The organism is Paraburkholderia domus, from assembly GCF_905220705.1.
GTDB classification, from domain to species: Bacteria; Pseudomonadota; Gammaproteobacteria; order Burkholderiales; family Burkholderiaceae; genus Paraburkholderia; species Paraburkholderia domus.
On the sequence record NZ_CAJNAT010000002.1, the window covers coordinates 158,288 to 178,499 of the forward strand.

The 20,212-nt window shown below is 61.8% G+C and carries 20 protein-coding genes; 12 read left to right on the forward strand and 8 right to left on the reverse strand.

The features are described 5' to 3' along the window. Positions 1-65 precede the first annotated feature (65 nt). Both KHO31_RS05880 and KHO31_RS05885 read left to right on the forward strand, forming a co-directional pair. Positions 66-992 carry a CysB family HTH-type transcriptional regulator gene (locus KHO31_RS05880; RefSeq protein WP_074284329.1) on the forward strand — a complete coding sequence of 309 codons (927 nt, stop codon included), beginning with the start codon at positions 66-68 and terminating at the stop codon, positions 990-992. A gap of 82 nt (positions 993-1,074) precedes the next feature. Then, positions 1,075-2,118 (forward strand): asparaginase, encoded by a 1,044-nt coding sequence (locus KHO31_RS05885; protein ID WP_201085699.1) that lies wholly within the window; start codon positions 1,075-1,077, stop codon positions 2,116-2,118. A gap of 159 nt (positions 2,119-2,277) precedes the next feature. On the opposite strand, the gene KHO31_RS05890 is transcribed toward KHO31_RS05885, so the two are convergent. The 4 genes from KHO31_RS05890 to gcl form a co-directional block, all read right to left on the reverse strand. Beyond that, entirely contained in the window at positions 2,278-2,679 is a 402-nt protein-coding gene (locus KHO31_RS05890) for a DUF3597 domain-containing protein (protein WP_201076176.1), read from the reverse strand. Between the two features lie 544 nt (positions 2,680-3,223). Further along, positions 3,224-4,132: a 2-hydroxy-3-oxopropionate reductase gene (locus KHO31_RS05895; RefSeq protein WP_201076174.1), complete on the reverse strand. Its 909-nt coding sequence runs from the start codon at positions 4,130-4,132 to the stop codon at positions 3,224-3,226. Between the two features lie 55 nt (positions 4,133-4,187). Then, the gene (gene hyi / locus KHO31_RS05900) at positions 4,188-4,997 is read right to left on the reverse strand and encodes a hydroxypyruvate isomerase (protein WP_201076172.1); all 810 of its coding nucleotides are present in this window, start codon (positions 4,995-4,997) and stop codon (positions 4,188-4,190) included. A gap of 107 nt (positions 4,998-5,104) precedes the next feature. Then, positions 5,105-6,880: a glyoxylate carboligase gene (gene gcl / locus KHO31_RS05905; RefSeq protein WP_201085700.1), complete on the reverse strand. Its 1,776-nt coding sequence runs from the start codon at positions 6,878-6,880 to the stop codon at positions 5,105-5,107. 374 nt (positions 6,881-7,254) lie between these two features. Between gcl and KHO31_RS05910 the strand changes: the two genes are divergently transcribed. The 10 genes from KHO31_RS05910 to KHO31_RS05955 all read left to right on the forward strand — a co-directional run bounded on the left by KHO31_RS05910 (position 7,255) and on the right by KHO31_RS05955 (position 14,949). Further along, on the forward strand, positions 7,255-8,169 hold the full coding sequence (locus KHO31_RS05910) for a LysR family transcriptional regulator (protein WP_201076168.1): 915 nt from the start codon (positions 7,255-7,257) through the stop codon (positions 8,167-8,169). Between the two features lie 120 nt (positions 8,170-8,289). Next, a complete protein-coding gene (locus KHO31_RS05915; RefSeq protein WP_236061318.1) occupies positions 8,290-9,018 on the forward strand; it encodes an RNA polymerase sigma factor in 729 nt (242 codons plus the stop codon). After that, on the forward strand, positions 9,008-9,931 hold the full coding sequence (locus tag KHO31_RS05920) for an anti-sigma factor family protein (protein ID WP_211622893.1): 924 nt from the start codon (positions 9,008-9,010) through the stop codon (positions 9,929-9,931). The genes KHO31_RS05915 and KHO31_RS05920 overlap by 11 nt, the downstream gene beginning before the upstream one ends. A gap of 238 nt (positions 9,932-10,169) precedes the next feature. Continuing rightward, a complete protein-coding gene (gene rpsF, locus KHO31_RS05925) occupies positions 10,170-10,544 on the forward strand; it encodes a 30S ribosomal protein S6 (RefSeq protein WP_006048823.1) in 375 nt (124 codons plus the stop codon). Between the two features lie 50 nt (positions 10,545-10,594). Beyond that, positions 10,595-10,894, forward strand: coding sequence for a primosomal replication protein N (priB, locus tag KHO31_RS05930; protein ID WP_028196682.1), 300 nt, complete (start codon positions 10,595-10,597; stop codon positions 10,892-10,894). A gap of 2 nt (positions 10,895-10,896) precedes the next feature. Continuing rightward, positions 10,897-11,172, forward strand: coding sequence for a 30S ribosomal protein S18 (gene rpsR, locus KHO31_RS05935; protein ID WP_012432802.1), 276 nt, complete (start codon positions 10,897-10,899; stop codon positions 11,170-11,172). A gap of 27 nt (positions 11,173-11,199) precedes the next feature. Further along, positions 11,200-11,652: a 50S ribosomal protein L9 gene (gene rplI / locus KHO31_RS05940; protein WP_063495981.1), complete on the forward strand. Its 453-nt coding sequence runs from the start codon at positions 11,200-11,202 to the stop codon at positions 11,650-11,652. A 147-nt stretch (positions 11,653-11,799) separates the two neighbouring features. After that, on the forward strand, positions 11,800-13,185 hold the full coding sequence (locus tag KHO31_RS05945; protein WP_063495982.1) for a replicative DNA helicase: 1,386 nt from the start codon (positions 11,800-11,802) through the stop codon (positions 13,183-13,185). A 127-nt stretch (positions 13,186-13,312) separates the two neighbouring features. After that, a complete protein-coding gene (locus KHO31_RS05950; RefSeq protein WP_028196679.1) occupies positions 13,313-13,939 on the forward strand; it encodes a DUF47 domain-containing protein in 627 nt (208 codons plus the stop codon). Continuing rightward, positions 13,939-14,949 carry an inorganic phosphate transporter gene (locus KHO31_RS05955; RefSeq protein WP_201085703.1) on the forward strand — a complete coding sequence of 337 codons (1,011 nt, stop codon included), beginning with the start codon at positions 13,939-13,941 and terminating at the stop codon, positions 14,947-14,949. The genes KHO31_RS05950 and KHO31_RS05955 overlap by 1 nt, the downstream gene beginning before the upstream one ends. A gap of 74 nt (positions 14,950-15,023) precedes the next feature. On the opposite strand, the gene KHO31_RS05960 is transcribed toward KHO31_RS05955, so the two are convergent. The 4 genes from KHO31_RS05960 to KHO31_RS05975 form a co-directional block, all read right to left on the reverse strand. After that, positions 15,024-15,830 (reverse strand): SDR family oxidoreductase, encoded by an 807-nt coding sequence (locus tag KHO31_RS05960; protein ID WP_201076462.1) that lies wholly within the window; start codon positions 15,828-15,830, stop codon positions 15,024-15,026. Positions 15,831-15,991: 161 nt separating this feature from the next. Further along, a complete protein-coding gene (locus KHO31_RS05965; protein ID WP_201085704.1) occupies positions 15,992-17,200 on the reverse strand; it encodes a C40 family peptidase in 1,209 nt (402 codons plus the stop codon). Positions 17,201-17,405: 205 nt separating this feature from the next. Beyond that, a complete protein-coding gene (locus tag KHO31_RS05970; protein ID WP_201076155.1) occupies positions 17,406-19,295 on the reverse strand; it encodes a PhoH family protein in 1,890 nt (629 codons plus the stop codon). A 347-nt stretch (positions 19,296-19,642) separates the two neighbouring features. Then, positions 19,643-20,104, reverse strand: a complete 462-nt coding sequence (locus tag KHO31_RS05975; RefSeq protein WP_201076154.1) for a peroxiredoxin — start codon at positions 20,102-20,104, stop codon at positions 19,643-19,645. Between the last annotated feature and the right edge of the window lie 108 nt (positions 20,105-20,212).

Here is a 20,212-nt window from a genome sequence, read left to right on the forward strand (position 1 = left end):
CAACAAAACTCGGTGTTTCGATCAAACTCTAATAACTCAACTCTGGCTGAACCGGAGACATACAGATGAACTTCCAGCAATTGCGCTTTGTGCGCGAGGCCGTGCGTCAGAACATGAATCTGACTGAGGTGGCCAACGTGTTGTACACGTCGCAGTCGGGCGTGTCGAAACAGATCAAGGATCTGGAGGACGAACTCGGCGTCGATATTTTCATCCGGCGCGGCAAGCGTCTGACGGGCCTCACCGAGCCGGGCAAGGCAGTGCATCAGCTGATCGAACGGATGTTGCTCGATGCGGAGAATCTGCGCCGCGTCGCGCGTCAATACGCGGATCAGGACAGCGGCCACCTCGTCGTGGCGACGACTCACACACAGGCGCGTTACGCGTTGCCTAAGGTGATCCGTCAATTCACCGAGGTGTTTCCGAAGGTGCATCTGGCGCTACGCCAGGGCAGCCCGCAACAGATTGCGCAGATGATCATCAACGGCGAAGCGGACATCGGCATTTCGACGGAGGCGCTCGACCGCTTCCCGGATATCGTCACGTTCCCGTGCTATTCGTGGCATCACATCGTGGTCGTGCCCAAGGGCCATCCGCTGGTTGGCCGCGAGAATCTGACGCTCGACGAGATCGCCGAATTCCCGATCGTCACGTACGACCAGGACTTCACGGGCCGCTCGCACATCGACCAGGCGTTCGCGAAAGCGGGCGCGTTGCCCGACGTCGTGTTGACCGCAATCGATGCCGACGTGATCAAGACTTACGTCGAACTCGGCATGGGTATCGGCGTGGTCGCGGCCATGGCCTACGATCCGAAGCGCGACACGGAACTGGTAGCGCTCGATACGCAGCATCTGTTCGAGGCGAGCACGACACGGGTCGGCTTACGCAAGGGCGCGTTCCTGCGCGCATATGCGTACCGGCTGATCGAGATGTTCGCGCCGCAGTTGAATGAGGCGGAAATCGCGGCACAACTGCGCGAGGCGGTTTGAGGCGGGGGCCCGAACCCAAAACGAACGGGTATCCGTTTTTTCACGCATGGCGGCGCGCGGCGCATCGCTTACAATCGCCGCCATGAATACTCTGACTTCCTCTTCCGCGACGCCTTCCGACGAAGGCGCAACGCCCCAGCTACCGCGCATCGCCGTGCTGGCAACCGGCGGCACGATCGCCGGGGCGGCCGCGGACGCCACCAACACGTCCGGCTACCAGGCAGGTGTGGTGGGCGTCGATCAATTGCTCGCTGTGGTGCCGGCTTTGTCCACGGTCGCGCGGATCGCGCCCGAACAGATTGCCAGCGTCGACAGCAAAGACATGGCGATGCCGCTATGGACCACGCTCGCGCAACGCATCAACACGCTGCTGGCCGCCGATGACGTCGACGGCGTGGTGATCACGCATGGCACCGACACACTCGAAGAAACCGCGTATCTACTGCATCTGACGATCAAGTCGGACAAGCCGGTCGTGCTGACTGCGGCAATGCGTCCGGCATCGGCGCTGTCCGCCGATGGTCCGTTGAATCTGCTGAATGCCGTGACGGTTGCGGCGAACGCGGGCTCGCGCGGGCAGGGCGTGCTGGTGGCCTTCAACAACAAGATTCACAGCGCACGCGACGTGGTCAAGACGAGCACGTATGCCGTCGATGCCTTCCAGTCCCCGGAGATCGGTGCGCTCGGCTGGGTGCAGGACGGCCGCGTCGAATTCCAGCGCAGCGTGGTGCGCCCGCATACGCTCGCGACCGAATTCGTGATCGGTGCGAAGTGGCCGCATGTGGAGGTTGTCGTGAGCTACGCAGGCGTCTCGCGGATCGCCGTGGATGCCCTGGTGGCAGCCGGCGTGCGCGGCATCGTGGTGGCGGGCACGGGCAATGGCTCGATCCACGCTTCCATGCAACAGGCATTGGCCGACGCAGCCTCGCAAGGCGTGGCGGTGGTGCGTGCGTCGCGCGTGGGCTCAGGCCACGTCATGCGCAACGGCGCGGCCGCGGACGATGCGCTCGGTTTCGTCAGCGCAGGTTCGCTGAATCCGTACAAGGCGCGGGTTTTGCTGATGCTCGCATTGGCCGCGGGCGGCACGGGGCCGGTTGCGTTGCAGAAGACTTTCGATACCTATTGATTGATTCAGCGCGGGCGGCCCGGTTCAAAGTCAGAACCGTGTCCCGCACATGAAGCTTGAATGACAACGCGGCGCCAAGGTCATCGACCCGAGCGCCGCGTTGTCGTTTCAGCTTAACGGTTATCGCTATTGGCGAAACCAGGCGAAGCCGGCTAGCAGTTAGCCCGCCAGATCCGCAGGCAGCTTCCCGCCGTTCGCCGCCAGCGCTTGCATCACCTGCTTGTGCAGCCAGATGTTCATGCTCGCCGAATCGTTCGTGTCGCCGCTGTACTTCAATTCCTGTGCGAGTTGCTTGCGATGCTCGAGGCTGCTGTCGACGCCGAGCGCTTTCAGCGTGTCGACGATCGACGTGCGCCAGTTCAACGTTTGCCCGCTCTCACTCACGAACTGGTCCATGACGGCAGCGACGTCGACGTCGGCCAGCGGCGCGGGCGCCGGTGCAGCGTCCGGGGCGGCAGCTTGCGCCGCTGCCGGATCCGGTGTCGGCTCAACCGCAGGCGCAGGCTGGTCGGGCTTCGCTTTGCCGAAGAGCTTGTTTACGATGTCACCAAAGATACTCATTCTGAATCCTTTGCAGATGGGTTGCTGGCGCAAGCATATTCCGCTCACGGGTTGAACTCTGGTTGCGAATCGGGCGAATGAAACAGAGCACATGTGCTGCGATGATCGGCAAGCCGCACGTGAACGCTGATACGCCCGCAACCAGACTCAACGAGTGTAGGAGAAAAGCGGGGAGGGATGTGTCAAAAAAGGTCGCGCCGCGGGCGCTCAGTTGCAAGCAAATGCAAGCGGACTTGCGAGCACACGTGCGAGGAGACCTGCAAAGAGACGTGCTGGCAGGCGGTGTGCATGATGCACCCGCTGCGAGAGTTTGGCGGAAAATGCATAAATTTGAATCCGACAGCCGGACACCCGACGACGACGTCTGACCGACCAAGGCTTCCCCGGCGCCGCCGGGTGCCGCTGCGGACCCCACTTGCCGCTCTCAGCCCAGAGCGGCACGATTTGCCCGGTCCGCCGTACATGCTGCACGACGAACCGGGCGCCCCACCTGCGATTGCCATGAGGTTGACGATGCAACCATCCTGGCAATCGATGTTCCTGCTTAAGCGGCCTTGGCGTCGCTATCCGGCGCTTGCGCGACTTCGTAGTTCGCCATGATTTCCAGTGCACGGACCATCGCCGAGTGATCCCATGCCTTGCCGCCGTTCGCTGCGCAGACGCTGAACAGTTGTTGCGCGCTCGCCGTATGCGGCAGGGCGATACCGAGCTTGCGTGCACCGTCCAGTGCGAGGTTCAGATCCTTCTGGTGCAGTTCGATGCGGAAGCCCGGATCGAATTTGCGCTTGGTCATGCGTTCGCCGTGCACTTCGAGGATGCGCGACGAAGCGAAGCCGCCCATCAATGCCTTGCGCACACGTTCCGGATCGGCGCCCGAGCGCGAAGCGAACAGCAATGCTTCTGCAACGGCTTCGATGTTCAGCGCGACGATGATCTGGTTCGCGACCTTGCAGGTTTGACCCGCGCCGTTGTCGCCGATCAGCGAGATGTTCTTGCCCATCAGTTCGAACAGCGGCAAGGCCTTAGCGAAGGCCTTTTCCGGGCCACCGACCATGATCGTCAGCGACGCTTCACGCGCGCCGACTTCGCCGCCGGACACCGGTGCATCGAGGTAGTCGGCGCCGAGGGCGTTGATCTTCTTCGCGAAGGCTTGCGTGTCGAGCGGCGAGATCGAGCTCATGTCGATCACCAGCTTGCCCTGCGTCAGGCCGGCGGCGACGCCGTCGTCGGCGAACAGCACGTTGGCGACGTCAGGCGTGTCCGGCACCATGATGATGACGATGTCGGCGGCTTGTGCGACAGCGGTCGAATTGGCGACAACGGTCGTCGTTTTGCTCAGATCTTCCGGCACCGGGTACGCGCCATTCACGAACAGCGAGTGACCGCCCTTGATGAGGTTGCGCGCCATGTGCGCGCCCATGATGCCGAGGCCGATGAAACCGATCTTTGCCATGTGTCTAAATCTCCAGTGTTGTTTGGGGGTATGCCTGATGCGATCGATAAGTCGATCAGGCAGCGGCGTGGGCTGCGCCGCGGGATTGCCCGGCCACGCTCTGCACCCAGCCGAGGCCGGCGGCAGTGGTCGTGCGCGGCTTGTATTCGCAACCGACGTAGCCTTCGTAGCCGAGCGAATCGAGCAGGTCGAACAGGAACGGGTAGTTGATCTCGCCGGTGCCCGGTTCGTTGCGGCCCGGGTTATCGGCGAGCTGGATGTGCGCGATCTGCGGCAGATTCTTCTTGATGGTCGCCGCGAGTTCGCCTTCCATCCGTTGCATGTGATAGATGTCGTATTGCAGGAACAGATTGTCCGAACCCACTGCGCGAATCACGTCGAGGCCTTCGCCCGAACGGTTCAGCGCGAAGCCGGGGATGTCGTACGAATTGCACGGCTCGACCAGCAGCTTGATGCCGGCTTTCTTCAGTTCGCCCGCGGCGAAGCGCAGGTTGTCGACGATCGTCGCGCGCGCCTTGTCCGCATCGACGCCCGCCGTCGGAATGCCGACGAGGCAGTTCAATTGCGGCACTTTCAGGGCCGTCGCGTATTCGATCGCGCGGCCGACACCTTCCTGAAACTCGCCCACGCGATCCGGCAGGCATGCGATGCCGCGCTCACCCGCTTCCCAGTTGCCCGCGGGCAGGTTGTGCAGCACGAGCTTCAAACGGTTCTGTTGCAGACGCTCGCTCAATTCAGCGATCTGATACGGATACGGAAACAGGAATTCGACGGCGTTGAAGCCCGCGTCCGCTGCTGCCGCAAAGCGGTCGAGAAACGGGACTTCGTTGAACAGCATGGTGAGATTCGCTGCAAATTTCGGCATGGTGCTTTTTGTCTCGCTGGTCGGTCAGTGGAATAACTTCATGAGCGCGGTTCAGTGATGCCGAGCCGCGCTCATGTGATGCTCATGGTTTCAAAGCGTCAGGACGCTCAGTCGAGCATGCTGATTGCCGTCGGCGCATCTTCGCGCTTCTCAGCCAGGTCTTCGAACTCGTTGATCGCGTCGATCTCGGTGCCCATCGAAATGTTGGTCACACGTTCGAGGATCACTTCGACGATCACCGGCACGCTGAACTCGGAGAGCATCGATTGCGCTTTCAGCAGGGCCGGCTTGAGTTCTTCCGGCTTGAACACGCGGATCGCCTTGCAACCCAGGCCTTCAGCAACCGCGACGTGGTCCACGCCGTAGCCGTTCATTTCCGGCGCGTTGATGTTCTCGAAACCGAGTTGCACGCAGAAGTCCATATCGAACGCGCGCTGTGCCTGACGGATCAAACCGAGGTACGAGTTGTTCACCACCACGTGTACGTACGGCAGCTTGAATTGCGCGCCGGCTGCCAGTTCTTCGATCATGAACTGGAAGTCGTAGTCACCCGAAAGTGCGACGATCTGACGTTGCGGGTCTGCTGCGCGCACACCGAGCGCTGCCGGAATCGTCCAGCCGAGCGGGCCTGCCTGGCCGCAGTTGATCCAGTTGCGTGCCTTGTAGACGTGCAGGAATTGCGCACCGGCGATCTGCGACAAACCAATCGTGCTCACGTAGCACGTATCGCGGCCGAACACCTGGTTCATCTCTTCGTACACGCGCTGCGGCTTCATCGGCACGTTGTCGAAGTGCGTCTTGCGCAGCATCGTCTTCTTGCGTTGCTGGCAATCGGCGACCCATGCACTGCGGTCCTTCAGCTTGCCGGCTGCCTTCCATTCCTTCGCCACTTCAACGAACAGTTCGAGCGCGGCTTTCGCGTCCGACACGATGCCGAGGTCCGGACCGAACACGCGGCCGATCTGCGTCGGTTCGATGTCCACATGCACGAACTTACGGCCCTTGGTATAAACCTCGACGCTACCCGTGTGACGATTCGCCCAGCGGTTGCCGATGCCGAGCACGAAGTCGGAGGCGAGCATCGTCGCGTTGCCGTAGCGGTGCGAGGTTTGCAAGCCGACCATGCCGGCCATCAGCGGATGGTCGTCGGGAATCGCGCCCCACGACATCAGCGTCGGGATCACCGGCACGCCGATGGTTTCGGCGAACGTCACGAGCAGGTCTTCAGCGGCTGCGTTGAGCACGCCGCCACCCGACACGATCAACGGCTTTTCAGCGTTGTTGAGCATCGTCAACGCGGCTTCGATCTGCTTGCGTGTCGCTTTCGGCTTGTAGACCGGCAGCGGTTCGTACGTGTCGATGTCGAATTCGATTTCGGCGAGCTGCACGTCGATCGGCAGGTCGACCAGCACCGGACCCGGACGGCCCGAGCGCATCAGGTGGAATGCCTGCTGGAACACACGCGGCACCAGCGCCGGTTCACGCACGGTGACGGCCCACTTGGTGACCGGCTTGGCGATCGATTCGATATCGACGGCCTGGAAGTCTTCCTTGTACAGACGCGCGCGCGGTGCCTGGCCCGTGATAGCCAGAATAGGAATCGAGTCGGCCTGAGCGGAGTACAAACCGGTGATCATGTCGGTACCGGCAGGACCCGACGTGCCGATACACACGCCGATGTTGCCCGGCTTGGCGCGCGTATAGCCTTCGGCCATGTGCGATGCGCCTTCAACGTGACGCGCCAGCACGTGGCTGATGTTGCCTGCCTTGCGCATGGCCGAGTAGAACGGGTTGATTGCTGCGCCCGGAACACCGAATGCAGTGTCGATGCCTTCTTTTTCGAGCACCAGCACGGCTGCGTCGACGGCTCTCATCTTGGCCATGAATGTCTCCTGAATGTCTTGGGTGGGCGAATGGGTTGGCTAACGCATTCGCTGACGGATGTGCAAACCAAAAGGTGTTGAGCGAACTGTAGGCTTCACCTAAAGGTTTGATAAGATCAGTCCGGGTCGCTTATTTCGAAACAAAAAGTATGGAATGGCGCGTGGCTTTGCGGGGCCGGAACGGCTTGCGCGGCTGTGAGGTCTGATGCGCGGCCCCTAGAGGGGCGTAGGCGCTTCGAACCCGAGGCTAGGGCTATGACGCAGAAAGCCGAAAACGGATAGCCAGGTTGCAGGAGCCGGAAGCATCCAACCTAGAGCTATTGGCCTCGAGGCGCGATACGGGGCGCAGCGATGCATGGGACCAGGAGACAAACATGGACCGCTTCAAACAAATCGAAACTTTCGTGCGCGTCGCCGACGCGGGCAGTCTTGCGGCAGCCGCGCTGGAGGAGGGCGTGTCGCCGGTGATTCTCGGGCGCCGCATCGACGCGCTGGAAAAACGCCTCGGCGTGAAGCTGATGTACCGCTCGACGCGGCGCCTCGTGGTCAGCGAAGACGGTGCAGCATTTCTCGAGCGCTGCCGCGGCCTGCTGACCGAATGGGACCAGGCGGAAAACGAACTGAGCGCTGGACGGCGCGCGGTGAACGGCCATCTGATCGTGTCGGCGCCGGCCGCATTCGGGCGCAAGCACGTTGCGCCGCTCGCGCCGGCCTTTCTTGCCGACAAGCCGGAATTGCAGGTGTCGTTCAACCTGACTGACCGGGTTGTGGATCTGGTGCGCGAGGGGTATGACCTGTCAATCCGGATCGGCGGCGCGGTCGATCCGAATTTCGTTGCGGTGAAGCTGGCGTCGAACCGGCGTGTGGTGTGCGGTACGCCGGAGTATTTCCGCAAATACGGCAAGCCGAAAACGCTCGAAGACCTGCCGCAGCACAACTGCCTGGCGTTCAACCTGCAAGGCGGGCAGAACCGCGGCTGGTACTTCCGCCGCAACGGCAAACTGGCGACGGTGCGGGTGGGCGGCACGCTCGACTGCAACGACGGCGAGCTGCTACATCGCTGGGTATCCGAAGGGCGCGGACTCGGCTGGCGCTCCACGTGGGAAATCCAGCAGCAACTGGCGCGCGGTGAGCTGGAAACCGTGCTGGATGAATTCGCGCTGCCCGACTACGACATCCTGGCGGTCTATCCGCAGCAACGTTATGTGCCGGCCAAGGTGCGCTACTTCATCGACTATCTGAAAGAGGTGTATGCCAGCGAGGATTACTGGAATCGCTCGACCTACTGATGGCTTATATATTCGGATTCAGGGCGAAGGCGGGAATAAACTCGGCATATGACCGGTTATGTGTGATGAGCGAGTCAAAACGAATCACATAGCCTAGCCGCAATGCCCTGGAGGGCCCAGGTGGTCCAAACCGATTCACATGCCGCGCGCGCGCACGTCGATGCCGACGCCGATGCAGCAAGGAGCCGCCGTTTTCAGCAACTGGCGCTGCCGCATCTCGACGCCGCGTACAACCTTGCACGCTGGCTGTGCGGCAACGCCAACGATGCCGACGACGTGGTGCAGGAAGCGTTCATGCGCGCGTTCCGTTTCTTCGACACCTTCCGGGGCGACTCGGCACGGCCGTGGCTGCTCGCGATCGTGCGCCGCACCTGGTACACGGAGTGGCGGCGGCGCGCGTCGTCGCACGAAGTGGTCGAGTTCGACGACACCATGGACGACGCGACTTTCGACGGCTGGAGCGCGGGCGGCGCCGATCCGCAGACGCTCCTGATTCGCGATGAAGACACGAAGCTCGTGCACGAGGCGCTGGCGCAGTTGCCGGTTGAGTATCGCGAGGTGCTGATCCTGCGGGAGCTCGAGGAGATGGGTTACCGGGAGATCGCAATGGTGGCCGATGTGCCGATCGGCACGGTGATGTCGCGGCTCGCGCGGGGCAGGCGCAAACTGGCCGCGCTGCTGATGGCGAAGCAAGGAGGGGGCTGTGCGCCGCGGCCCACCATGCCGGGTGCAGGCACGACACCCACGGCGTCTGTCACGCCACTCCGGGCGGCCTCCAACGGCCGTCCATCCAACAACCCCGGCGCGAGCTCTGCCGGCTTAGCTCAGGAGACGCCAGATGGACTGTAACGAAGCGCGGCCGCTCCTCGATGCGAACGCCGACCACGAATTGCCCGCGCCGGATGCGCAGCGCGTCCAGCAGCACATCGACAGCTGCGACGCCTGCCGGCGCGAAAGCGAAAATCTGCATACGTTGAGCGCTTCGCTGCGCACACAGCCTTATCACCGGGCACCGGATGCCCTGCGGGCGCGGATTCTTGCCGCCCTCCCGGAGGGTGACCCCGTCGCCGACGAGCCCGTCGAAGCTCCGCGGGCCACCGCGCAGCCGAGGCCGAAGCGGAATTGGCTGGGTAATTGGCTGAATGGCTGGCTGCGTCCGCAAGGTGCGATGGGGCGGCCGGGCGGCGGCGTAGGCTCAGGCGCAACGATCGGGCAGGGCTGGCTCGTCGCGCTGGTGGTCGCGTTCGGTGCGGTGGCGCTGGGCGTGACCATGAATCTGCATCGTCCGGCGCAAGGCGGCGGGTTCTCCGATGAACTGGTCGAAAGTCATGTGCGGGCGCAAATGTCCGGTCACGACATCGACGTCATTTCGACTGACCGGCACACGGTCAAGCCGTGGTTCAACGGCAGGATCGACTATTCGCCGCCGGTCGAGGACCTCGCGGCGAACGGTTTTCCGCTTGAAGGCGGCCGCCTGGATTACATCGCGCATCAGCGGGTGGCGGTGTTGGTGTACCGCTATCAGAAGCACGTCATCGACGTCTATGTGTTCCCCGAAGCGCGCTCCGCTGATGCTGGACCAGGAGTGACCGCTGGGCCTTCAATGGCGCAGACCCGCGAGGGTTACTCGCTCGCGCACTGGAGCGCGCAGGGGATGACCTGGTGGGCCGTCACCGACGCCGCGCCGGACGCGCTCAGCGGGCTCGAAAAGGCGCTGAAAGCCCGTCTGGCGGGCGGCAGCGAGCAGACAGAGGGGGGCTGAACGGGAGTTGCGTGCGCGATCCGGCGGTGATGTTTCCGGGCTCGCACGCGTGTTGGCCGTTTGTCTCCGTTTGTCCGCCCTGTCCTAAACCCTTGAAAACACACCCGATTCGCGTGTCGCATTAACGGGATATCTTGCAACCCGGCCCCATTCGGGTTACACTCTTTGGCTTCTCACTTGCCACACCGGATCCGACGCCCGGGTGGCTTTAATCCATAAGTCAGCACAAGGAGTGAATATGCGTCATTACGAAATCGTATTTATCGTGCATCCGGATCAGAGCGAGCAAGTGCCCGCCATGATCGAGCGTTACAAGAGCACGATCACCTCGCACGGTGGCCAGATCCACCGTATCGAAGACTGGGGCCGTCGCCAACTGGCCTACATGATCGAGAAACTCGCGAAGGCTCACTACGTCTGCATGAACATCGAATGCGACCAAACCACGCTCGACGAGCTGGAACACGCATTCAAGTTCAACGACGCTGTTCTGCGTCACCTGATCGTCAAGATGAAGAAGGCCGAAACCGGCCCGTCGCCGATGATGAAGGAAGTGCAGCGCGAAGAAGCCAAGAAGTCGGCTGCTACGCAACCGTCCGAAGCGCAGGCTTAAGACACACTATTTAAGCTACCAGAACAAGCGTAGTTCTCGCCAAAGGCTACATGAATCGGCTGCAACTTACGGCCAGCGTCGTCGAACGCGAACCGGTGCGGTATACCCCCGCCGGCGTTCCGATTGCAGGTTGCACGTTGCACCACCGCACGGAAGTCGTCGAAGCCGGCATTGCCCGGCAAGTCGAATTGACCATGCAGGCGGTAGCCGCAGGCGAGGCGAGCGGTAAGCTGGAAGGCTGTCAGATGGGCGTAGAAACGCTCTTCACAGGCTTTCTGGCGAAAAAGCACCGCAACGCAAGAACTCTGGTATTTCACATCACAGAATTGCAGGACATTGGAAAGGACTGAACATGCCCCGCCCGACTGGTAAGAAATTCGACAAGCGTCGTCAGCAACAAAATCCGCTCTTCAAGCGCAAGAAGTTCTGCCGTTTCACGGCCGCTAACGTCGATCACATCGACTACAAGGACCTTGAAACGCTGAAGGACTTCATCGGCGAAAACGGCAAGATCACGCCGGCGCGTCTCACGGGTACGAAGTCGCACTATCAACGCCAGCTGGATACGGCAATCAAGCGCGCACGTTTCCTCGCGCTGGTGCCGTACACCGACCAGCACAAGGCCTAACCCGACGACGCGATAAGGAGTATCCGAATGCAAATTATTCTTCTGGAAAAAGTCGTCAATCTGGGCAACCTGGGCGATATCGTGAAGGTCAAGGACGGTTACGCACGTAACTTCCTGATCCCGAACAAGCAAGCTCGCCGTGCAACGAAGGAAGCCCTGGCTGAATTCGAAGTTCGCCGCGCTGAACTCGAAAAGATCGCCGCTGAAAAGCTGGCTATCGCTCAAGCTCAAGGCGAAAAGCTGGCAGGCTCGACGGTTCAGATCAATCAGAAGGCTGGCGTCGACGGCCGTCTGTTTGGTTCGGTGACGAACGCCGACATCGCTGACGCTTTGGTCAAGCAAGGCTTCGCAGTGGAAAAGGCGCAAGTGCGTCTGCCGGAAGGCCCGCTGAAGCTGGTTGGCGACCACGCTGTTCAGATCTCGCTGCACACCGACGTGCTCGTCGATGTGAACGTGGCTGTGATCGGCGAACACGTCTAAGCATTTAGCAGCATCTGCCAGGTAGTTGCTGGCAAAAGGCAGGGGCCGGGTGACCGGCCCCTGCCTTTTTTATTGCCCGTTTTCGACGCATCGAAGTATCGGTTTTTGATTTCCATCCGCGCGCATTTACCCCGATAATTCCTCTCCATGAACGCACCGTCCAAAGATCCCCAAATCGAGTCGCTGAAAGTCCCGCCGCATTCGATCGAAGCCGAGCAGTCGGTGCTGGGCGGCCTGCTGCTCGACAACGCGGCATGGGACCGCATCGCCGACTTCCTGTCGCAGAGCGATTTTTACCGATACGACCACCGCATCATTTTCGAGCACATCGGCAAGCTGATCGCGGCGACGCGTCCGGCCGACGTGATTACCGTGTACGAGGCGCTCGGCACCTCGGGCAAGGCGGAAGAGGTCGGCGGTCTCGCGTACCTGAATGCGCTGGCACAGAACACGCCGAGCGCGGCCAATATCCGCCGCTACGCGGAAATCGTGCGCGATCGCGCGGTACTGCGCCGCCTCGTGTCCGTGGCCGACGAAATTTCCGCCGACGCTTTCAACCCGCAGGGTAAGGAAGTCCGCCAGTTGCTGGACGAGGCCGAATCGAAGGTGTTTTCGATCGCCGAAGACGGTGCGCGCGGTACGCAGGGCTTCCTGGAAATCGGGCCGTTGCTGACCGAGGTGGTCGAGCGAATCGACACGCTGTATCACACCGCCAATCCGAGTGACGTGACCGGCACACCGACCGGTTTTGTCGACCTGGACCGCATGACCTCCGGTATGCACGGCGGCGAGCTGATCATCGTGGCAGGTCGCCCGTCAATGGGTAAAACGGCGTTTTCGATGAACGTCGGCGAATACGTGGCGGTCGAGTATGGCCTGCCAGTCGCTGTGTTCTCCATGGAAATGCCGGGCTCGCAACTCACCATGCGTATGCTGGGCTCGGTCGGCCGGCTCGACCAGCACCGCATGCGGACCGGGCGCCTGACCGACGAGGATTGGCCGAAGCTCACGCACGCGGTGCAGAAAATGAGCGAGGCGCAGATTTTCATCGACGAAACCGGTGGCCTGAACCCGATGGAACTGCGTTCGCGCGCGCGTCGGCTGTCGCGCCAGTGCGGCAAGCTTGGCCTGATCATCATCGACTATTTGCAGCTGATGAGTGGTTCGTCGTCGGGTGAAAACCGCGCGACCGAAATCTCGGAAATCTCGCGTTCGCTGAAGAGTCTCGCCAAGGAACTCGACGTCCCCGTAATTGCGTTGTCGCAGCTCAACCGGGGTCTCGAACAGCGCCCGAACAAGCGGCCGATCATGTCCGACTTGCGCGAATCCGGCGCTATCGAGCAGGATGCGGACGTCATTCTGTTCATTTATCGCGATGAGGTGTACAACCCGGACAGCCCGGACAAAGGCACGGCGGAGATCATCATCGGTAAGCAGCGGAATGGTCCGATCGGCCCTGTTCGGCTCACGTTCCATGGGCAATTCACGAAGTTCGATAACTTTGCGGGCGCGCAGAATTTCTACAGCGAGTAAAAAATAACCGCGGAGCGAACTGCTGGACCTGTTGTAACGGCGCTTTCAGAAGCACGACATTGATCCCGGAACGGTACAATGTGGCGGTTTTATGTCAGCCATAATGTGACCAATTTCCGGGATCCCAATGTTCGGTCGTTTCATGCCCACCGAGGGCAAGTTCTTTGAAATTTTCAATGCGCACGCAACGTGCATCGTCTCGGCAAGCCGTGAACTTGAGCTGCTGATCGACAATCTGCAGGACGCGGAGACCCACAAGCAAAACGTGCAGAAGGCCGAAAAGGCCGCGGACAAGCTTACGCACGAAGCCATCGACCTGCTGCACAAGACCTTCATCACGCCGCTCGATCGCGACGAGATCCACAAGCTGATCACCACGATGGACGACATCCTCGATCTGATGGAGGACGTCGCCACCGCTATCTCGCTGTACGACGTGCAGGCGGTGACCTCTGAAGCGAGCCAGTTGGCGCACATCTGCACAGCTACCTCCGAGCGCGTGCAATTCGCCGTCAGCCTGCTGTCGGACATGAAGCAGGCGAGCCAGATTCTGAAGGCGTGCGAGGACATCGACCGTCTGGAATCGGAAGCCGACCGCGTGCTGCGCTCGGCCATGTCGAAACTTTTCCGTGAAGAAGACAACGTCAAGACGCTGATCAAGCTGAAGGCGATCTACGAACTGCTCGAAACCATCACCGACAAGTGTGAGGACGTGGCGAACATTATCGAAGGCATCGTGCTGGAAAACGCATAATGCAATCGATACAACTTGCTATCTGGGTCGTCGCCGGCCTGGTCGCCGTCGCGCTGATTTTCGATTTCATGAATGGTTTCCACGACGCGGCGAATTCGATCGCCACGGTCGTGTCGACCGGCGTGCTTAAGCCGCAGCAGGCCGTGGCCTTCGCGGCCGCGTTCAACGTTATCGCGTATTTCGTGTTCCACCTGAAAGTGGCGCAGACGGTCGGCAAAGGCACGATCGATCCGAATATCGTCGACCACTACGTCATTTTTGGGGCGTTGGTCGGGGCCATCGGCTGGAACATCATCACTTGGCATTACGGTATTCCGTCCAGTTCGTCGCATGCGCTGATCGGTGGGCTGGTGGGCGCGGCACTCGCCAAGTCGGGCTGGGGTTCGCTCAATATCGACGGATTGATGAAGACGGTTGCCTTCATTTTCATCTCGCCGCTACTCGGTTTCGTACTGGGCTCATTCTTCATGCTGGCGGTGTCGTGGATCTATTTCCGCACGCCACCGAGCAAAGTCGACCGGCGGTTCCGGCGTCTGCAACTGGTCTCCGCCGGCTTGTATAGCCTCGGTCACGGCGGTAATGACGCGCAGAAAACCATCGGTATCATCTGGATGCTGCTGATCGCGACCGGCTACGCATCCTCAATTGCAGATGCGCCGCCGCTGTGGGTGATCGGCGGCTGCTATCTGTCGATGGGTATTGGCACGTTGTTCGGCGGCTGGCGGATCGTCCGCACGATGGGCCAGAAGATCACCAAGCTGAAGCCGGTCGGCGGTTTCTGCGCGGAGACGGGCGGTGCGATCACGCTGTTCACGGCGTCCTGGCTCGGTATTCCGGTATCTACCACGCATACGATCACCGGCGCGATCGTCGGTGTCGGCGCGACGCAGAAGTTGAGCGCGGTGCGTTGGGGGGTGGCCGGCAACATCGTCTGGGCATGGATTCTGACGATCCCGGCCTCCGCGGCGCTCTCCGCGGCTGCCTGGTGGCTCGGCCACCGCTTCCTGTAAGCGCGCGGCGCGGACGGCGTGGCTGTCAAGCCGCCAGGCTGTTCGCGCTGTAAAACTGTAAAAAAGCGCGCCGCTTAGATCAGCGGCGTGCTGCCTCCATCCATCGGGACGATCGCGCCCGTCACATAGCTCGCGCGGCGGCTCGCCAGAAACAGCGCGACGTCGGCAATTTCCTCCGGTTTTGCATAGCGCCCGAGCGGCACTTTGGCTTGCCCGCGCGCCAACGCGTCCGCGCTTTCGATGCCTTGCTGCGACGCTTCCAGCTTGACCGCTTCTTCGACGCGCTCGGTCAGTGTCGAACCCGGATTGATTGCATTGATGCGAATGCCGTAGCGCGCGTAGTAGTGCGCGAGGCCGACGGTGGCGAGCATCAGTGCGGCGTTCGCGGCACCACCGGCGATATGGATGTCGCTCGCGATCTTGCCGCCCATGCCGATGATATTGACGATCGTGCCGGGTGCGGTGCCGTCCCCAGCCTTCACGCGTTCGGCCATGCGCCGCAGCACTTCCTGCTGCGGGTAGATGTAGGGGAAATACTTTGCTTCCATGGTCGCGCGAAACGCATCGGCGTCCAGCGTTTCCGGATCATAGCGGCGGGCTGCACCGGCGCTGTTGATCAGCACGTCGATGGGGCCGACCGCAGTGCTGACTTCCTCTACGATGTCCGCTGCACTGTGCGGTTCGTGCAGGTCGGCACGGGTCCGATGCACGTGCAGGCCCTCTTGCTTCAACTGTTCATAAGCGCGTGCGAGATTCGCGGGGTCGCGCGAAACGATCGCCACTTTCGCCCCTTCCAGGGCAAACGCTCGGGCGCAGGCGAGCCCGATCCCTTTGCTGCCGCCCGTGATCAACACCACTTTGTCTTTCAGCCCGAGATCCATCGTCATCACCCGCTGTCAGAAGAATATCGATGACGATAGCAGATCGGCAGCGCAGCGGGGATGGACTGGTTCGAGGTGAGCCGTGTGGGCGCTGCCGCGCGACTAACTGTAGGCGGCACGGTCACGAGTCGCGAACGAGCCGCCGGCCACGGCCCGCGCCGCTAGAAATTGCCGTTGGCGAAGCGCGCGATTGGATCGTCGGTGGTTTGCGTCGGGGCAGGGATGCCACGCGACGCCGTCGAGGCGCGCATGATCTGCACACCTGTGTTCCCATCAGTCTGCTGGGCCTGTTGGGCCTGGCGCGCTGCGACGGAAGCGGGAGGCGGCGGCTCGAATGCATCGGCAGCGGCGTCGATCGGATCCGGCGCGCGGGCGGCAACCGTTGGCGCTTCAGCGCGTACAGCCGGCGCCTGCTGATTTGTAGCGCCCGCAGCGGCATCGTACGTGCTTGCTTGAGTGGCCGGAACGGGCAGCGGAGACGCCGCGCCTGCCGCGCGCGCCTGCATCTGCGCGGCGCTCATGCCGGGCGGCGGCGGTTCGAACGGATCAGCTTGCGGTGACGATACGAAAGCCGTAGCAACCGCGGGCTGGGTGGCTGCAGTCAGCGGCACCTGACTGGTCGCCGCGACACGAGCCGACTGCTGCGGAGCCACCGGATTCGCGGCATAGCCCGAAGGCCGCGTTGCCACCGTGTTCGCCGAGGAGCCCGCAGATTGTGCCGTTACCGCGGCGCCGGCATAAACCGGTGCTGCCTGAGCCACCGGCGTGACGCGTTCGGGTTGCGGCGCCGTAGCCTGATAGCTCGGTGTATCGAACGGCGCTGGTGTCGCTGCCGGCGCTGCAACACGACGAATACCGTCGAAGCGCTTGGCCCAATAGGGATTGGTCAAATAGTCGAGACGCACGGTGCCACCCGTCGATGGCGCGTTGACAAAGCGCAGCTTGCCCACATAAATGCCGACGTGCGAATGCGCGCGCCCGGTGGTGTTGAAGAAAATCAGATCACCCGGCGCGATTTCATCCGGTTCGATCGATTCGCCGCGACCGCTCATATCCGCGGTAGTCCGCGGCAGATTCACAGAAGCGGCGCGTGACACCACGTAGCGAACCAATCCGCTGCAATCGAACCCACTATCCGGCGTATTACCACCCCAACGGTATGGAATACCGACCAGACTCATCGCCTGGATCGAGATTTCCTCGCGGCCAATGCTGTGGTCGACGAAATTCGGGAAGCCCGGCGGTGGCGGATGATAAGCGCCGTTCGTGACCACGACCGAAGAACCCGGCCCGCGCGACGTCTTTTGCGGCGTGCCGGCGCAAGCGGCGAGCAGCAAAACGGTCAGCAGCGAAAAGGCGAGTCGGCGCATGGAGACGACGGAAGCGGTAAACGCTCGTTTAATGGCGGACGATTTCGGGATGGTAGCCCGTCGAACATGGCTCAGGCAAGATTTCTTGACAAATTACTTGAAGTTTGCGCGCTAAGTGTGGCCGGAACGGAACGTGCCGCCAATGAAAAAGCCGCGTCCGGAGCAATCCGGACGCGGCTTCGCGGCAAAACTAAGGCGTTGAAACTTAAAGGATTTCCGACGCGTAATCCGCCAGACGCGAGCGTTCGCCGCGTGCCAGCGTCACATGCCCGCTATGCGCCCAGCCCTTGAAGCGGTCGACCACGTATGTCAGACCCGAGCTGCCTTCTGTCAGGTAAGGCGTATCGATCTGCGCAATGTTGCCCAGACAGATGATCTTCGTGCCCGGACCGGCACGCGTGACCAACGTCTTCATCTGCTTCGGCGTCAGGTTTTGCGCCTCGTCGATGATCAGGTACTTGTCCACGAACGTACGGCCGCGCATGAAGTTCATGCTCTTGACCTTCAGGCGCGAGCGGATCAGTTCCTGAGTCGCGGCACGGCCCCATTCGCCAGCGGCGTCGTCGGTTTTCTGCAGGACTTCGAGGTTGTCGTCGAATGCACCCATCCACGGCTGCATTTTTTCCTCTTCCGTACCCGGCAGAAAGCCGATGTCTTCACCGACCGGCACCGTTGCACGCGTCACGATGATCTCGTTGTAGCGCTTGTCGTCGAGCACCTGCGCCAAGCCGGCCGCGAGCGCGACCAGGGTCTTGCCGGTACCGGCCTGACCCAGCAGCGTGACGAAGTCGATCTCCGGATTCATCAACAGGTTCAGCGCGAAGTTCTGCTCGCGATTGCGTGCGGTGATGCCCCACACGTTGTTCTTGTGGTGGCCGTAGTCGCGCAAGGTTTGCAGCAGCGCCGTCTTGCCGTTCAACTCGCGCACCAGCGCATGAAACGTCGGCTCGCCGTTCTGCGGCTCCAGGTAGACGAACTCGTTGACCAGCATCGAGGCGCACAGCGGACCCGTCACACGGTAATACGTGGTGCCGGTTTTGGTGTCCTGCCAGCTCTCCATGCCTTTCGCGTGCTTGGTCCAGAAATCCTGCGGCAGCGCGCGGATGCCTGAGTACAGCAGATCGCTGTCTTCGAGCACCTGGTCGTTGAAGTAATCTTCCGCGGGCAGGCCTAGCGCGTGCGCCTTGATACGCATGTTGATGTCTTTCGACACCAGCACGACCTGGCGATCCATCCGGTCGCGCTGCAACGCACGCACCACGCCGAGAATCTGGTTGTCGGCCTTGCCTTCCGGCAGACCTTCGACCGGCTCGATGGCGTTGAGCTTGGTCTGGAAATACAGGCGCCCGGACGCCTCACGGCTGCCGAGACGCGCAAGCGAAATGCCGTCCGAGATGTTGCCGGCGTTCGCCACCAAGGCGTCCAGCGTGCGGCTCACCTGGCGAGCGTTACGCGCGACTTCGGACATGCCTTTCTTGTGGTTGTCGAGTTCTTCCAACGTCATCATCGGCAGATAGACGTCGTGTTCCTCGAAACGGAACAGGCAGCTTGGATCGTGCATCAGCACGTTCGTGTCGAGCACGAAAAGCTTCTGCATTTCGAGCGGGTCGGTGGACGCGCCGCGCTTCTTGCTGGTGCCGCGCGTGCTGGGTGCTACGGCTGCGGGTGTGCTTGCGGCCGGGTCTTTCGCGCTTGGCGCGCGCGCGACGACCGGCTGCGATTTGGCAGCGGGCGTGGGAACAGCAGCCGGTTCGGCTTGCGGACGGGCAGCGGGAACCGGTTGCAGCAATGCGGCGGTCTGTTTCGCTTTGCGGCCGGGAGCCGCTGTGCTGCGCGCCGGTGCAGCTTGCTCGGCGGATGCAGACGCAGCGGGGGAGGCCGACGCTGCCGGCACGGGCCGCAAGGTGGTCGCGGCATTGGCGGCGTGCGCCATCGGTGTGGCGACGTTCGCGCGGCCGTAATCGGCCGACTCTGCTGACTCCCCTCCGACTGCCTGTTTCTTCGCGGCGGAGCGCGCCGGCGTGGCGGCTTTGGCCTTGTATTCGTCAGGCGGCAGGAGATTGCCGAGCTTGCTGGGGGGGGTAGGCAAAGGCATGGTTTCCCTCGAAATAATCGGGTCACATTTCGTGCGCCGCCTGTCGCATTCTGCCGGTGCCAGTGAGTGCACACGCAGTTTGCGCCCGGAGGCGCGCATTCGGTCTAGAGATGCCGGTTCGCCTGGTTTTCGATCGGCTCCTTAACGGAAACGCGTGGCCGAGTGAACGAACGGCTGCGCGCAATTAAAAAAGCCGCCGCCCCGGCGTACGGGACAAGCGGCTCGCCTTCGGTTATCGCGTTGCGCCTCATGACTTCGACGGAACCGACAAAACGGCCGTCAAGTCTGGCGCAGTTGCGAAAAGTGTGGGGTGGACAGGCACTCATTGGAACCCAATATAACGCGCCTCAAAGCGCTTGTACAGCCTCCAGAATGTCATCGACGTGCCCTGGCACTTTCACGCCGCGCCACTCCTGGCGCAGCACGCCTTCGGCGTCGATCAGGAACGTGGAGCGTTCGATCCCACGTACTTCTTTGCCATACATTTTCTTCAATTTCATGACGCCGAAGAGCAGACACAACGTTTCTTCCGGGTCTGAGATCAACGCAAACGGCAGTTCGAGCTTTGCCTTGAAATTGTCATGCGAACGCAGGCTGTCGCGCGACACGCCGAGAATTTCCGCGCCGGCTTTTTTGAACTTCGGATACAGATCGCGGAATTGCAGACCTTCGGTCGTGCAGCCCGGCGTGTTGTCCTTCGGATAAAAATACAGCACCACCTTCTTGCCCCGCAGCTTGGACAGCGTGATATCGCCACCGGTAGCGGGGGCGGTAAAGTCGGGGATGGGTTGGTCGACTGCGATAGGCACGAGGTTCTCCGGTTGTTATGGCCGCCGGTGCCGCATGACTGCGGCACCGGCGGCCTGGCATCGAGGCTTTTGGGGAGGTCAACCGATGCGCTGCTTACTCTCGCGCGG